Annotated in this window: 9 protein-coding genes; 7 read left to right on the top strand and 2 right to left on the bottom strand. The window is 69.0% G+C overall.

Annotated elements, in window-relative coordinates:
- The first annotated feature begins 151 nt into the window (after positions 1 to 151).
- From ABD134_RS06305 to ABD134_RS06295, 3 genes are all read left to right on the top strand, one after another.
- Entirely contained in the window at positions 152 to 1,993 is a 1,842-nt protein-coding gene (locus ABD134_RS06305; RefSeq protein ID WP_344227851.1) for a phosphoenolpyruvate carboxykinase (GTP), read from the top strand.
- A gap of 168 nt (positions 1,994 to 2,161) precedes the next feature.
- Positions 2,162 to 4,369, top strand: coding sequence for a RecQ family ATP-dependent DNA helicase (locus ABD134_RS06300; RefSeq protein ID WP_344227849.1), 2,208 nt, complete (start codon positions 2,162 to 2,164; stop codon positions 4,367 to 4,369).
- A 41-nt stretch (positions 4,370 to 4,410) separates the two neighbouring features.
- On the top strand, positions 4,411 to 5,721 hold the full coding sequence (locus tag ABD134_RS06295) for a hemolysin family protein (RefSeq protein ID WP_344227848.1): 1,311 nt from the start codon (positions 4,411 to 4,413) through the stop codon (positions 5,719 to 5,721).
- Positions 5,722 to 5,783: 62 nt separating this feature from the next.
- Here ABD134_RS06295 and ABD134_RS06290 read toward each other — a convergent pair whose 3' ends face one another.
- Positions 5,784 to 7,304 (bottom strand): phosphohexomutase domain-containing protein, encoded by a 1,521-nt coding sequence (locus tag ABD134_RS06290; protein ID WP_344227846.1) that lies wholly within the window; start codon positions 7,302 to 7,304, stop codon positions 5,784 to 5,786.
- Between the two features lie 61 nt (positions 7,305 to 7,365).
- On the opposite strand from ABD134_RS06290, the gene ABD134_RS06285 reads away from it, so the two are divergent.
- From ABD134_RS06285 to ABD134_RS06270, 4 genes are all read left to right on the top strand, one after another.
- Positions 7,366 to 8,565, top strand: coding sequence for an MFS transporter (locus ABD134_RS06285; RefSeq protein WP_344227844.1), 1,200 nt, complete (start codon positions 7,366 to 7,368; stop codon positions 8,563 to 8,565).
- 110 nt (positions 8,566 to 8,675) lie between these two features.
- Positions 8,676 to 9,842 (top strand): DUF1611 domain-containing protein, encoded by a 1,167-nt coding sequence (locus tag ABD134_RS06280; RefSeq protein ID WP_344227842.1) that lies wholly within the window; start codon positions 8,676 to 8,678, stop codon positions 9,840 to 9,842.
- Between the two features lie 206 nt (positions 9,843 to 10,048).
- Positions 10,049 to 11,743 (top strand): ABC transporter transmembrane domain-containing protein, encoded by a 1,695-nt coding sequence (locus ABD134_RS06275; protein WP_344227840.1) that lies wholly within the window; start codon positions 10,049 to 10,051, stop codon positions 11,741 to 11,743.
- 23 nt (positions 11,744 to 11,766) lie between these two features.
- Positions 11,767 to 12,459, top strand: coding sequence for a hypothetical protein (locus tag ABD134_RS06270; RefSeq protein ID WP_344227838.1), 693 nt, complete (start codon positions 11,767 to 11,769; stop codon positions 12,457 to 12,459).
- Between the two features lie 78 nt (positions 12,460 to 12,537).
- Here ABD134_RS06270 and ABD134_RS06265 read toward each other — a convergent pair whose 3' ends face one another.
- The gene (locus ABD134_RS06265; RefSeq protein ID WP_344227836.1) at positions 12,538 to 13,434 is read right to left on the bottom strand and encodes a DUF2382 domain-containing protein; all 897 of its coding nucleotides are present in this window, start codon (positions 13,432 to 13,434) and stop codon (positions 12,538 to 12,540) included.
- Between the last annotated feature and the right edge of the window lie 213 nt (positions 13,435 to 13,647).

Here is a 13,647-nt window from a genome sequence, read left to right as displayed (position 1 = left end):
ACGTCAGCTGGCGTCACCGAAACGACTGTGAAATCTCCGTGGGTAGAATGGCTCGTGGAGACGGTGTACGCACAATGGAGTGCCGGCCGCTGACGGCCGCATTCCCCTGTGCCCAACCGGAATGCACCCGCAACCCAATGGAGGAATCCCCATGGCCAAGAACTCCTCACTCGCGTTCGCAGATCGCGCTGTGGCGGAAGCGCCGACCAGTTACGGCAAGCTTCTCGATTGGGTGAAGGAGGTCGCCGAGCTCACGGAGCCCGACTCCGTGTATTGGGTGGACGGATCTCAGGCGGAATACGACCGCCTGGCCGGCGAACTGGTCGAGGCAGGCACCTTCGTCAAGCTCTCCGAGGACAAGCTCCCGAACTCCTACGCGGCCTTCTCCGACCCCGCTGATGTGGCGCGCGTCGAGGACCGGACGTTCATCTGCTCCGAGAAGGAGGAGGATGCCGGATTCACCAACAACTGGATGGACCCGTCCGAGATGAAGGGCATCCTCAAGGACGCCTTCGCCGGTTCCATGCACGGTCGCACGATGTACGTCATCCCCTTCGTCATGGGCCACCTCGAGGCCGACGACCCGAAGTTCGGCGTCGAGATCACGGACTCCGCCTACGTGGTGAACTCCATGCGCATCATGGCCCGCATCGGGACGGACGTGCTGAAGAAGATGGAGGAGACCGAGGCGTTCTTCGTCCCGGCCCTGCACTCCGTCGGCGCCCCGCTCGAAGAGGGCGATGCCGATGTGGCATGGCCCTGCAACGAGACTAAGTGGATCGTGCACTTCCCCGAGGAGCGCTCCATCTGGTCCTACGGCTCCGGCTACGGCGGCAACGCCCTGCTGGGCAAGAAGTGCTACGCGCTGCGCATCGCCTCGGTCATGGCCCGGGACGAGGGCTGGCTGGCAGAGCACATGCTGATCCTCAAGCTGACCAACCCAGAGGGGAAGTCCTACACGATCTCCGGCGCGTTCCCTTCCGCCTGCGGCAAGACCAACCTCGCGCTGATCGAGCCGACCATCGACGGCTGGAAGGCGGAGACGCTGGGTGATGACATCACTTGGATCCGCCCCGGCAAGGACGGCGAATTCCGGGTCGTCAACCCCGAGGCCGGCTACTTCGGCGTGGCGCCCGGCACCGGCTGGGGCACCAACCCGAACGCCATGAAGGCCATCTCCCAGGGCAACTCGATCTTCACCAACGTCGCCCTGACCGATGACGGCGGCGTGTGGTGGGAGGGCATGACGGACGAGGTCCCGGCCCACCTGACCGACTGGCGCGGCAACGACTGGACTCCCGAGTCCGGCACCCCGGCCGCCCATCCGAACTCGCGTTTCTGCACCCCGATCGACCAGACGGAGATGCTGGCCGACGAGTACAACGAGCCCAACGGGGTCAAGCTGGACGCCATCCTCTTCGGCGGCCGTCGCAAGACCACCATCCCGCTGGTGACCGAGTCCTTCGACTGGGAGGACGGCATCTTCAAGGGAGCCACCCTCTCCTCCGAGACCACGGCGGCCGCCGTCGGCGCCGTGGGCGTGGTCCGCCGCGACCCGATGGCCATGCTGCCGTTCATCGGCTACGACGCGGGCGACTACCTGGAGCACTGGGTCAAGGTCTCCGGAGAGGTGGACCAGGCCAAGCTGCCGAAGATCTACCTGGTCAACTGGTTCCGCCGCAATCGGGACGGCGGCTTCGCCTGGCCCGGCTTCGGGGAGAACTCCCGCGTGCTGAAGTGGGTCGTGGAACGCCTCGAGGGCACGGCTGACGCCACCGAGACCCCGGTCGGCTACATCCCCACCGCGGACGCACTGGACCTCACCGGTCTGGACCTGTCCGCCGCCGACCTCGAGGACGCGCTCCGCGTGGACACCGGGGAATGGAAGGACGAGGTCGCCTCCATCGAGGAATGGTTCGCCCGCTTCGGCGCCTCCCTGCCAGCCTCGATCGCCGGCCAGCTGGACGGGTTGCGCCAGCGCGTCAACGGCTGACTCCGTCGGCTACGCCGCCGCCCGGGACCGATTCGGTGCCGGGCGGCGGCGTTTGACCGGGCCGGACCACGAGGGTCGCCTCCTCCACAGGGCACGACGACGGCGCCCTCCTGCACTGTTCGGTCCCCCGCGCGCTGGGGCGTCCGTCCCGACTGGAATACTGGCCGCATGGCGCACAACGACAACGACGGAAACTTCCCCGGTGGGACCTCAACGGCCCGGGAGGAACTGCGGGCCGAGGCCCGGGAGGTCCTGAGCCGGTTGGTGGGCCGCGAGGACGCCGATTTCCACCCCGGTCAGTTCGAGGCGATCGAGGCCCTGGTGGCTGATCGGCGCCGCGCCTTGGTGGTCCAGCGCACCGGCTGGGGCAAGTCCGCCGTCTACTTCGTGGCCTCCCTGCTCCTGCGTGCACGGGGCGCGGGCCCGACCCTGATCGTCTCCCCGTTGCTGGCGCTGATGCGGGACCAGGTCTCCGCCGCGGCCCGGGCCGGGGTACGCGCCGAGGCCATCAACTCCGCGAACGCCACCGAATGGGACCAGATCCGGGAGCGGCTCGCCGCGGACACGGTGGACGTCCTGCTGGTGTCCCCCGAACGGCTCAACAACCCGCAGTTCCGGGACGTGCAATTGCCGGACCTCATCCGCCGGACCGGGATGCTGGTAGTGGATGAGGCACACTGCATCTCGGACTGGGGCCACGATTTCCGTCCCGACTATCGGCGGATCCGGGACCTCATCGCCCAACTGCCCGGTGCCGGTGACCGCCGTGTGCCGGTGCTGGCCACCACGGCCACGGCCAATGAGCGCGTGGTCCAGGACGTCGCCGAACAACTCGGCGTGGCCGGCGCAGACGGTTCAGGGGAGGTCTTCGTCCTGCGTGGCCCACTGGCCCGTTCCTCACTGCGGCTCGGGGTGCTGCGCATGCCGAGTCCGGCCAGCCGGCTCGCCTGGCTACTGACCCATTTGGACTCGTTGCCCGGGTCCGGGATCGTCTACGCACTCACCGTCTCCGCGGCCGAGGACACCGCACGTGCCCTGCGGGATGCCGGCCACGAGGTGGTGTCCTACACCGGGCGGACGGATCCGGAACAGCGGGCTGAACTGGAGCAGGCGCTGAAGGACAACAGGGTCAAGGCCCTGCTCGCCACCTCCGCGCTGGGCATGGGCTTCGACAAGCCTGACCTGGGCTTCGTGGTCCACCTCGGCGCGCCCAGCTCCCCGGTGGCCTACTACCAGCAGGTCGGCCGCGCCGGCCGTGCCACGGACCACGCGGATGTGCTGCTGCTGCCCGGCACCGAGGACCGCGAGATCTGGCGCTACTTCGCCACCACGTCCATGCCGGAGGAGCACCGGGCACGGGCCGTACTGGGAGAGCTGGAGGCCGCCGGAAGACCGCTGTCCGTCCCTGCCCTGGAGACCCGGGTGGACCTGAAGCGCACGCCCTTGGAGCTGCTGCTCAAGGTCCTGGCCGTGGACGGGGCCGTGGAACGTATCCAGGGCGGCTGGCAGCGGACCGCGCAGCCGTGGACGTATGACGGCGAACGCTATGGCCGGGTGGCCCAGGCCCGGCTGGCCGAGGAGAAGCTCATGCTGGACTACGAGAACACGTCCGGATGCCGCATGGAGTTCCTCTCACACGTCCTGGATGATCCCGAGGCAGCGCCCTGCGGCCGGTGTGACAACTGTGCCGGCCCGTGGTTCCCCACGGGCATCGACGAGACGGCCAAGGGCAGTGCCTCGAAGGCGTTGGGCCGGGTAGGCGTGCCCGTCGAGCCACGCCGGAGCTGGCCCAGCGGCATGGACCGGCTGGGGGTGCCCCTGAAGGGCCGCATCCCGGAGGAGTCCCAGGTCGCCGAAGGCCGGGCCGTGGCCCGACTGACGGACCTGGGCTGGGGCGGACGGCTGCGCACCCTGTTCGCTGTCACGGAGGGAGGCATCCAGGATGCCCCCGTGGAGCAGGACCTGTTGCAGGGGGCCGTCCAGGTCCTGGCGTCCTGGGACTGGGCGGAACGGCCCATCGCGGTGGTGTCGGTGCCGTCCCGCTCGCGCCCCCAGTTGGTGGGCTCCTTCGCGGAGGGCATCGCCCGGATCGGCCGCCTGCCGTATTTGGGCTCTCTCGAGCTCGTGGACGGAGGGCCTCGAGGGGAGTCCGGGGGCAACAGCGCCTTCCGGCTGGCCTCGGTCTGGCGGATGTTCTCCGTCCCCGAGGAATTGGCCACCCAGTTGGCCTCGGCCAGGGAAGCCGGACAGCACGGCCCGGTGCTCCTCGTCGACGATCGCACGGACAGCCGCTGGACGCTGACCGAGGCCGGCCGCGTGCTGCGTGGCGCCGGAGCCAGTGGCGTGCTGCCCTTCGTCCTGGCTCTGAACGGCTGACCAGCCCGGCGGGGGAAGACGCGGGGAGATAACGTGGTCGCATGGACCTCGACACCTTGCTGAATGTGGCCCTCGTGGTGCTCTTCGTGCTCATCGGCGGTGTGTTCGCCGGCACGGAGATGGCCATCGTCAACCTGCGGCAATCCCAGGTCCAGGCGATCGAGCACAGCGGACCGCGGGGTGCCAAGACCGCGGCGCTGGTCCGTGACCCCAACCTGTTCCTGTCCGCCGTGCAGATCGGCGTCACCGTCGCCGGTTTCTTCTCCTCGGCCTATGGGGCCTCCACGATCGCGCCGGACCTCGCACCCGTCCTGGTCGGTTGGGGGCTGGGGGAGCAGACCGCCAGTACAGCGGCACTCATCGGCATGACGCTGGTCATCGCCTATCTCTCCCTCGTCTTCGGTGAGTTGGTGCCGAAGCGGATGGCGATGCAGAACGCGGTGGGTTTCACCAAGGTCCTGGCTCCGCCGCTGGGAGCGTTCGCCGTCCTGATGCGCCCGGCCATCTGGCTGCTCTCGGTGTCCACCAACCTGGTGGTCCGGCTGCTCGGCGGCGATCCGAAGGCCCACCAGGAGGCGGTCTCAGCCGAGGAGATCCGTTCGATGGTGTCCACGTCGGAGGCGCTCGAGGATACTGACCGGCACGTGTTGCAGTCCGTGTTCGATGCCGCGGACCGCACGGTGGTGGAGGTCATGAGGCCTCGGCCCGAGGTGAACTTCCTGGCCGGAGACGTCAGCGTGGCCGAGGCCATGCGGCAGCTGGCGGACCTGCCCAACTCGCGCTATCCCATCACCGGGGAGGACTCGGATGACATCCTCGGCTTCATCCACATCCGCGACCTGTTGCGGGTGCCGGACCCGTCAACCACCTTGGCCGGGATCGCCCGCGAGATCACCGTACTGCCCGGCACTGTTGACGTGCTGCATGCCCTGAGCCGCATGCGCTCCAGCGGCCACCAGATCGCCCTGGTCATCGACGAATACGGTGGCACCGACGGGATCGTCACGTTGGAGGACCTGCTGGAGGAACTCGTCGGGGACATCTACGACGAGTTCGATGACAGTCTGGCCGCGGAGGACAACGCCCTGGAGCGGGGAGAGGACGCCGAGGTGGACGGCGGACTCATCCTGCAGGAACTGGCCCAGCAGACCGGCGTCGAACTGCCGGACGACGGCTCCTACGAGACCGTTGGCGGCTACGTGATGGCCCAGCTGGGGCGCGTCCCCGAGGCCGGGGACCGGGTGGAGGCCGAAGGAGCGGGCCTGGAGGTCCTAGACATGGACGGCCACCGGGTCGGACGGGTCCGGATCACCCGCACCCCGCACCCCGAAGGCTTTGAGGGCAGAGATTAGTACTAATCTCTGCCCTCAAAGTGGGATCGAGCTGGGGGCGCCCGGCGGGCCGGGAGAGTGGCTCAGGTGTCCTGGCGGACGAGCTTCAGGACGGTGTCGCGGATGTGGGCCATGGTGCCGGCATCGCGGGCCTCGCCGTTGTAGCGCAGGAACGGTTCGGTGTTGGACGGGCGCAGGTTGAACCACCAGGAGCCGTCGACCGCGGTCACTGTGGTGCCGTCCATGCGGTCCACGAGCACGTCGATGCCGGCCAGACCCTGGTCCTGCAGGCATGGCTCGCAGGTCGCCGCGAGGCCGCCGTCGACGCGGCCGGCCTCGATCCACCCGGAGGCGAACACCTCCAAGACCCGGTCCACGGCGCCGGCCTTGTCCTCGACCTCGGAGTTGATCTCACCGGAGGCGGTGTACGGGTCGTACTCGGCAGCCAGCTCGGACAGCGGCAACTCCTGGGTGCCGAGGGCGGCCAGGACGTGCATGGCGGCCAGCATCCCGGTGTCCGCATTGTAGAAGTCACGGAAGTAGTAGTGCGCGGAGTGCTCCCCGCCGAACACGGCACCCTCGGCGGCCATGACGGCCTTGATGAAGGAATGCCCCACCCGGGTCTTCACGGCGCGGCCGCCCTGGGCCGCGACCAGTTCGGGCACGGCATGGGACGTGATGAGGTTGTGGATGATCACCGGCTCGGGCTCCGGGGCCTGCACGGTCCCGTTGACGGTGTCCCCGGCCTGGGCCCGGGCGATCTCGCGGCGGGCCACCAGTCCGGTCACGGCGGAGGGAGAGACCGGCGCGCCCTGCTCATCGATCACGAAGCAGCGGTCGGCGTCGCCGTCGAAGGCCAGTCCGAGGTCCGCGCCGTGGGCCAGGACGGCCCGCTGCAGGTCTCGCAGGTTCTCCGGTTCCAGCGGGTTCGCCGGATGGTTGGGGAAGGTTCCGTCCAGCTCGAAATACAACGGCTCGATCTGCAACGGCAGGCCATCCAGCACGGAGTCGCCGAGAACGGCGGGAGTGGTCTTGCCGGCCATCCCGTTGCCGGCGTCCACCACGACCTTCAACTCCCGGATGCCGGACAGGTCCACGAGGGAACGCAGGTAAGAGGCGTACGCGGCAAGCATGTCCTGCTCAGTCACCACCCCGGTGGCCTCCACCCCTGGGATCACGCCGCCCTCGAGGTAGCGCTGGGCCACATCACGGATCTCGTACAGCCCGGTGTCCGAGGACACCGGGACCGCACCGGCCTTCGCCATCTTCATGCCGTTGTAGGCGGCAGGATTGTGGGAGGCCGTGAAGACCACCCCGGCGGCCTGCTCCACGCCACAGGCGTAGTACAGCATGTCCGTGGAGATCAGTCCCAGCATCACCACGTCCGCACCGCGAGAGGTGGCCCCGTCCGCGAAGGCCCGGGCGAACTCGGGCGAGGACGGGCGCATGTCCCCACCCACCAGCACCCGGGAACCCGCCAGCCCCAGAACGTCCACGAAGGCTGCACCCACGGCCCGCACAGACTCCTCAGTGATCGATTCCCCGACGATGCCGCGCACGTCATAGGCCTTGAAGGACTGGCTCAGATCCACAGAAGTCGTCATGGGAGTCAATCCTAGGTCAGCGCGGCCCCTCCGCCCTGGTCACGGCGCTAGAGTCGGGGCCGTGGAGACAGGCGCAACAGGACCGTGGCCCGGACATGTCCCCGGGACGCCCGGTTACCGCCGCCTGCTGCTGGGACTGTTCCTGGCCGGCGTCGCGACCTTCGCCCAGCTGTACTCCCCGCAGGGCCTGCTCCCGCTGATCAGCCGGGACCTCGGCATCACCGCCTCCGATGCCGCCCTCATGGTCTCCCTGGCCACCCTGGGACTGGCCATCGGCGTGATCCCGTGGTCCTACGCCGGTGACCGTTTCGGCAGGAAAAGGGTCATGGGGTGGGCCATCATGGCGGCCTGCGTCTTCTCGCTGACGGCGGTCGCGGTGCCGGGCCTCGAGGCGATCCTGGCCTTCCGCCTCATCGAGGGTTTCGCCCTCGGGGGTGTCCCGGCGCTGGCCCTGGCCTACCTCAACGAGGAGGTCAGCGCCGCCTCTTCGGCGCTGGCAGCCGGGACGTACATCTCCGGTACCACCCTTGGGGGGCTGGCCGGGCGCCTCCTGGCCGCGCCCATCGGAGAATTGACGGACTGGCGAATCGGCGTGCTGGCCGTCACCGTGCTGTCCGTGGCCTGTGCCATCGCCTTCCTGCTCCTGGCCCCAACCGCCCGCGGATTCACCCCGTACCGCACCACGTTCCGGGAGGCGGTCCGCGCGCTGGCGGGCAATCTACGCTCCCCGGCCCTACTGGTCATCTATGCCCAGGGGTTCCTGCTGATGGGTGGGTTCGTGGCGATGTACAACTACCTCGGATTCCACCTGGCCGGTGACCCGTTCAACCTGCCCATCGCGCTGGTGTCCCTGGTCTTCGTGGCCTATCTGGCCGGCACCTGGACCTCGCCGCTGGCCGGTCGACTGGCCGGGCGACACGGGCGCGGCCCCGTGCTGCTGGTGTCCACGGCGGTCATGATCGCCGGGGTGCTGCTCACCCTGGTCCCCTCCCTGTGGGTGGTGCTGCCGGCAACGATCGTCTTCACCGGCGGGTTCTTCGGGGCTCACGCGGTGGCATCGGGCTGGGCGGGTGCGGCGGCGGTGGCCGGCCGGGCGCAGTCGGCCTCGCTCTACAACTTCGGCTACTACGCGGGCTCCAGCCTCTTCGGCTGGCTGGGCGGGGTGTTCCTGGCCGGGGCCGGTTGGCCCGGGACCGTGCTCATGACGGCAGCCCTCGCGGTGGTCGCGGCGATCCTGGCCTGGTTCATGCGCGGTAGATGAGAACGCTCTCATTCCGGACTCATGCACCCCTCATGGGGTGTTGGTTCCATGGTTCTCGAGGCCGGCGGAACACCCCGAACGGTCGCCGGAACACCGTGAGAGGCCACGCCATGACCATCGAGATGAGCCACCCGACCAGTGCCCTGACCATCGTTGAGACCGCCGGCGCCACCTACCAGCGGGCGGAGCTTCCGGTTCGCATCCAGGCTGCCTACACCACCCGGTTCGTGAGCAAGGCCCTGGAGGCGGACCGCTCCGCCTTCCATCTGGCCAGCGGCCCCACGGTCACCCCGCAGGCCGGCGACGTGGTCGTGGCCCGCGTGAGCGAGATCCTCAACCACAAGCGCGTCGAGACCCCCGAGTCCCGCAAGGCCATCCTGTTCCCCGGAGCGATCATCCTGTTGGCCTACGGTCACCGTTACGCCGCGGACCAGTTCCTGGCCCACGTGCCGGACTCCCTGGAACCCTGCCACCTGGTGGCCGCCGGCGGCGTGGCCGGCACGGTCACCGTGCAGCATGCCAACATGGACGATCCGACGAGGATCGAGCCGCTGGGCCTGCTCGCAGACGAGTCCGGGATCGTCAACCTCTGCCGGTTCGCCCCGTACTCGCTGGACCCGGTTCCGGCCCTCGGTTCCCCCGCAGGGGAGCTGGACGCCGCCCTGCCGGGCCGCCCGACCGTGGTCGCGGTGCTCGGCACCTCGATGAACTCCGGCAAGTCCACCGCCATGGCCACCCTCATCAACGGCCTGACCAACGCCGGTCTGAAGGTCTCCGCCGGAAAGTCCACCGGCACGGGTGCCGGCAACGACCCGATGATCTACGTGGACGGAGGCGCCGCCAAGGTCCTGGACTTCACCGACTTCGGGTATCCCACCACCTTCAAGCTCGACTTCGAGCAGGTCCGCTCGCTGACGGTGAACCTGGTGGATGCCATGGCGGAGACCGACACCGATGTGGTGATCGTCGAGATCGCCGACGGCGTGTACCAGGGCGAGACCGCCCGGTTGCTGCGCGATCCCCTCTTCCAGTCTGTGGTGGACCGCGTGGTCTTCGCCGCCGGTGACGCTCTCGGCGCCGTGGGCGGCGTCCGCGAACTGCAGGGCGCCGGCCTGGACGTGGCAGCGGTCTCGGGGGTGCTGACCTCCTCGCCACTGGCCACCGCCGAGGCCCATGAGGTCCTGGCCTGCCTGGGCGTTCCCGTCATCGACACCTACGAACTCACGAGCGCAACCGTCGCGACCGCCCTGCTGCCCCAGGACTGGAGGACATCCTGAACCCGGATCGCCCTGAGAACCAGCAGCACGACGACGGCCGGACCGGCTCCCAGCGCAGGTTCCGGCTGTCGGCTGATGCCACCGCCGAGGCACTGGCCGACGGCCCCCCGGAGTACCGCGCTGAGGACCCCACCGGCAGTGCTGTCGGTGCCGCCACAGACCAGGAGGACGAGGGGACGACGGAGGCGGTCGGCCAGGGGGAGCGGATGCCGACTGTCTGGGCGGGGCGACGCCGTCATCTCCTGGTGATCCTGTTCCTGCTCGGCATCTTCCAGGCGATCATGGCGCTGGTCATGTCCTTCACAGTGAACTCCCTGCTGGGGATGCCCGCCCAGGTCAATGCGTCACTCAAGGCGGGGACGGCCCCGGACGGATCCGCCCTGGACCCCGCCGCCGTGGCGGAGGTGGGCATCTACGTCCCATGGCTGCAGCTGTCCCTCCTGGCCCTCACCGTGGTGTCCATCTTCGGCGCCCGCTGGGGAGAGCGCGTGGTGGGGGAGGACCTCGGACAGGACTATGTCTACGAACTGCGCCGCAAGCTGATCGGCACCACGCTGGCCGGATCCGGCAAGCCGTCCCTGGGCGTGACCATCACCCGTGCCTCCAATGACCTGACCTCCGTGCGCAACTGGGTCTCCCAGGGTCTCGTGCCCCTGTTGACCTCGCTGCCCCTGATCGTGGTCGTGCTCGGCGTGCTGGCCATCTCCCACTGGCAGGTCGGCTTGGCCGTCGGCATACCCATCGTGCTGCTCGGGCTGGCGGTGCCACCCCTGGCCAAGGCGACCTTCACCCGCGCGAGGTACCTGCGCCGGCGTCGTGGCCGGATGTCCGCCCGCATCGCGGACACCGTCCGCGCCGGGGAGTCCATCCAGGCCGCTGGGGGCATCAACCGCGAGCTCAACGCGTTGGACCGGGACTCGGGCAAGGTGGTCAACGCCGCCGTGTCCCGGGCCCGCATCACGGGGTTGGTCCGCGCCTCCGCCATCACGGCGGCCTCCCTGGCCACTGCCGCTGTGGTGGTGCTCGGCACCCTCGGCATGATCGACACCGCCGGCGTGGCCTCCGCCATGACCCTGGTGGGCGTGATGTCCACCCCGCTGGGAGACCTGGGCCGCGTGGTCGAGTACCGGCAGAACTACAAGGCAGCCCGACGCATCCAGGCGCCGTTGCTGGCCCAGGCCGAGGTGCTCCGGAAGGCCGAGAAGGACCGTGAGCAGAACTGGAAGGACGTGGCACGGGAACGTTCGGATACCGACCGCAACGGGCTGCAAATCCGCAGCATGGTGGTCCAGGGCCAGCGCGTCCCCCTGCTGCGGGCCGGAGCCGGAGAGGTCATCCAGATCACGTCCCATGACCCGGGGCGGATCCAGCCGTTCCTGGTGAACCTCCTGGCCGGCCAGAACACAGCGACGGAGCCGGGTGGTGAGGTCCCCGGCCTCGAGATGCTCGTGGACGGCTACGACTACACCCGGGCACCGGGCCGGCAACGGCGCAAGCTGCTCGGTCACGCCTCCGTGCGCGTGCCGCTCGAGCGGGGCACCGTGTCCCGGGCCATCACCTACCGCAATCCTCAGGCCACGGACGAACAGGCGCGGGAGGTCATCGAGCGGGTGGGTCTGGACCGCGTCCTGGAGGCGTTCCCCCGCGGTGAGGACACGCGGCTCAAGAACGGGGGTCAGCCGCTGACGGGCTCGCAGGTGGCCCGCCTCAAGCTGGGCCGCGCCTTGCTGGACAACCCGCCGCTGCTGATACTGGACGGCATCGATGCAGACCTGGACGCGGAGGGCCTGCGGCTGTTGCAGGCCGAGCTGGAGACCTATCCCGGGGTGGTCCTGTTCACCTCGCAGAATCCCGGACGGATGGCCCCGGGACACCGGGTCTGGACCGTCGACGCACCCTGAGGGTCTCGCCCTAGACTGGGATTATGGAGTACCTCATTCCGGTGTTGATCCTGGTGGTCGTGGCCGCCGTCGTCGGTGGCGGCGCATGGGTGCTGTCGCGCCGTGCCGCCTCCGGTACCTCTTCCGGGACGTCAGGTCACCGCCCCCGGCGGGGGGCCCTGGCCGGCCGCATCAGTTCTGAGAACGCCAAGGTCGCCTCGAACCGGATGGACCAGGCTGCGCACCGCGAGGTCTATCGGCTGATCGCGGCCGGCCGCACCGCCGAGGCCGTCACCGCCTACCGCCGCTCCACCGGACTCGGCACCTTCGAAGCCATGATGGACGTCCAGGCCCTCGCCACCTATCCGCAGATGTGGACCAAGCCGGCCGCCGAGCCCGCCTCGCCCGCCGCTGTCAATCCCGCAGAGACCTCTGGCACCCGTGTGCCCCCGGCGGACATCGCCGACGCCACCGACCTCGTGGTCCCGGAGGACTGGCTGGAGGAGAGCCTGCCGGCCGACCGGCCGTTCGAACTCGAGGTGGTGCGGGACGAGACGACCGTCCGCGTGTCCTCGGACGACCTGCCGCCCTACCTGCGGGACCAGCTGACCGCCCTGGTCCGTGATGGCCGGGTGGAGGACGCCGCCCTGGAACTCTCCGCACACACGGTGCTCACCGCGGAGGAGGCCCTGCAATTCCTCCACATCCTCCAGCGCGAGCAGGGCCAGGAGGACTGAGAACCCAACCGCCAGCGGCGCCCGACCCGTGATGGGTCAGGCGCCGCCGGGCTGTGAGGGTGACGTGTGGGGGCGGGGTCAGCCGCGGCGGCCTTCCCGGCCGGTGGTGGTGTCGTCACCGTCGACCTCGACGTCCTCGTGCTGCACGGTTCCGCTGACCTGCTCAGTGTCCCGGACGGTGTTCTTGTCCACGGTCACCTTCTCGGCGGTTGCCGTCTTGTTCACCACGGGGACCTCCTCATGGGTGGTCACGACGACGTCTTCGTCTCCGCCATCGCGCAGGTCCTCGGGGGAGGACGGATCGATCGGCTCGCGCTCGACGACGACCTCTTCCCGGCTCACCGGCACCTCAACAGTCTCGGTGTCCGTGTAGGTGTGCTTACGCAACCGGACGTTGCCGGACTCGCGGCGCTCCGTGCCCACGTTGAGGTGCTCGTCGCGGGCGACCACGGTCTCGCGGTCTTGATCGACGGCACCGCCGACCCCGCCGGCAGCGTTGACATCCTCGTCCAGGTCGGCGGCCGATTGGTCCGTGCCGCCACGCGCAGTGCCCAGGCCACCCACGCCGGTGGCAGCGGTGCCATTGGAAGCAGCCAGGCCGGCGTCCCAGTCGGTACCGCGTGCCCCGTCGTCAGGCCTATCAGCGGCGGCATCGGTGTTCCGGTAGTCCATGGAGTAGTACTCGTAGAGGCGCGACTCCTCCTCGGGGGAGAGCGAGCCATCGGCGTCGATATTCGGAGCGTCCTTGATGAACGCCTTGTCGAACGGTACCTGCAACCCATCCTGGTTTCGGGTGGCCTCGGAGACGGGAACGAACGTTTCCTTCATCCCGAACAGCCCCGTTTTCACCGTGACGAACGTGGGCTGGTTGGTCCGGTCGTCCAGGTAAACCTGGCCGACCGTTCCGATCTTTTCGCCGTCATTGCCAACAACGGTCGCGTCCTGAAGCTGGTCGACTGATGTGAAGTCCTGCATGGTGTGCGCTCCTTCGTCATAGGGTGACCGGCGAGCGATGGCCCGACCGGCATCACGTTCTCGACCCTAGACCCTGATGCATCTGTACGACAGGAGAGAAGGCTGCCGTCGGCGCATTCAGAGTGGACCATCAGCCGGCGCACAGGTTCGGGGGAGTGCACCCTGAGCATCCGCCCGAACCCCACACAAAAGGCCTGGGTCGCGGCATCGTCA

The sequence above is a fragment of the Citricoccus alkalitolerans genome, from assembly GCF_039528175.1.
Lineage (GTDB): Bacteria > Actinomycetota > Actinomycetes > Actinomycetales > Micrococcaceae > Citricoccus > Citricoccus alkalitolerans.
This window is presented reverse-complemented; position numbering and strand designations above follow the sequence as displayed.

Excerpts from the sequence above, each read along its gene's own strand:
- ABD134_RS06300 (WP_344227849.1), top strand. The coding sequence starts at position 2,162 with ATGGCGCACAACGACAACGACGGAAACTTCCCCGGTGGGACCTCAACG.
- ABD134_RS06265 (WP_344227836.1), bottom strand. The coding sequence starts at position 13,434 with ATGCAGGACTTCACATCAGTCGACCAGCTTCAGGACGCGACCGTTGTT.
- ABD134_RS06280 (WP_344227842.1), top strand. The coding sequence starts at position 8,676 with ATGACCATCGAGATGAGCCACCCGACCAGTGCCCTGACCATCGTTGAG.
- ABD134_RS06305 (WP_344227851.1), top strand. The coding sequence starts at position 152 with ATGGCCAAGAACTCCTCACTCGCGTTCGCAGATCGCGCTGTGGCGGAA.
- ABD134_RS06275 (WP_344227840.1), top strand. The coding sequence starts at position 10,049 with ATGCCGACTGTCTGGGCGGGGCGACGCCGTCATCTCCTGGTGATCCTG.
- ABD134_RS06270 (WP_344227838.1), top strand. The coding sequence starts at position 11,767 with ATGGAGTACCTCATTCCGGTGTTGATCCTGGTGGTCGTGGCCGCCGTC.
- ABD134_RS06295 (WP_344227848.1), top strand. The coding sequence starts at position 4,411 with ATGGACCTCGACACCTTGCTGAATGTGGCCCTCGTGGTGCTCTTCGTG.
- ABD134_RS06290 (WP_344227846.1), bottom strand. The coding sequence starts at position 7,304 with ATGACGACTTCTGTGGATCTGAGCCAGTCCTTCAAGGCCTATGACGTG.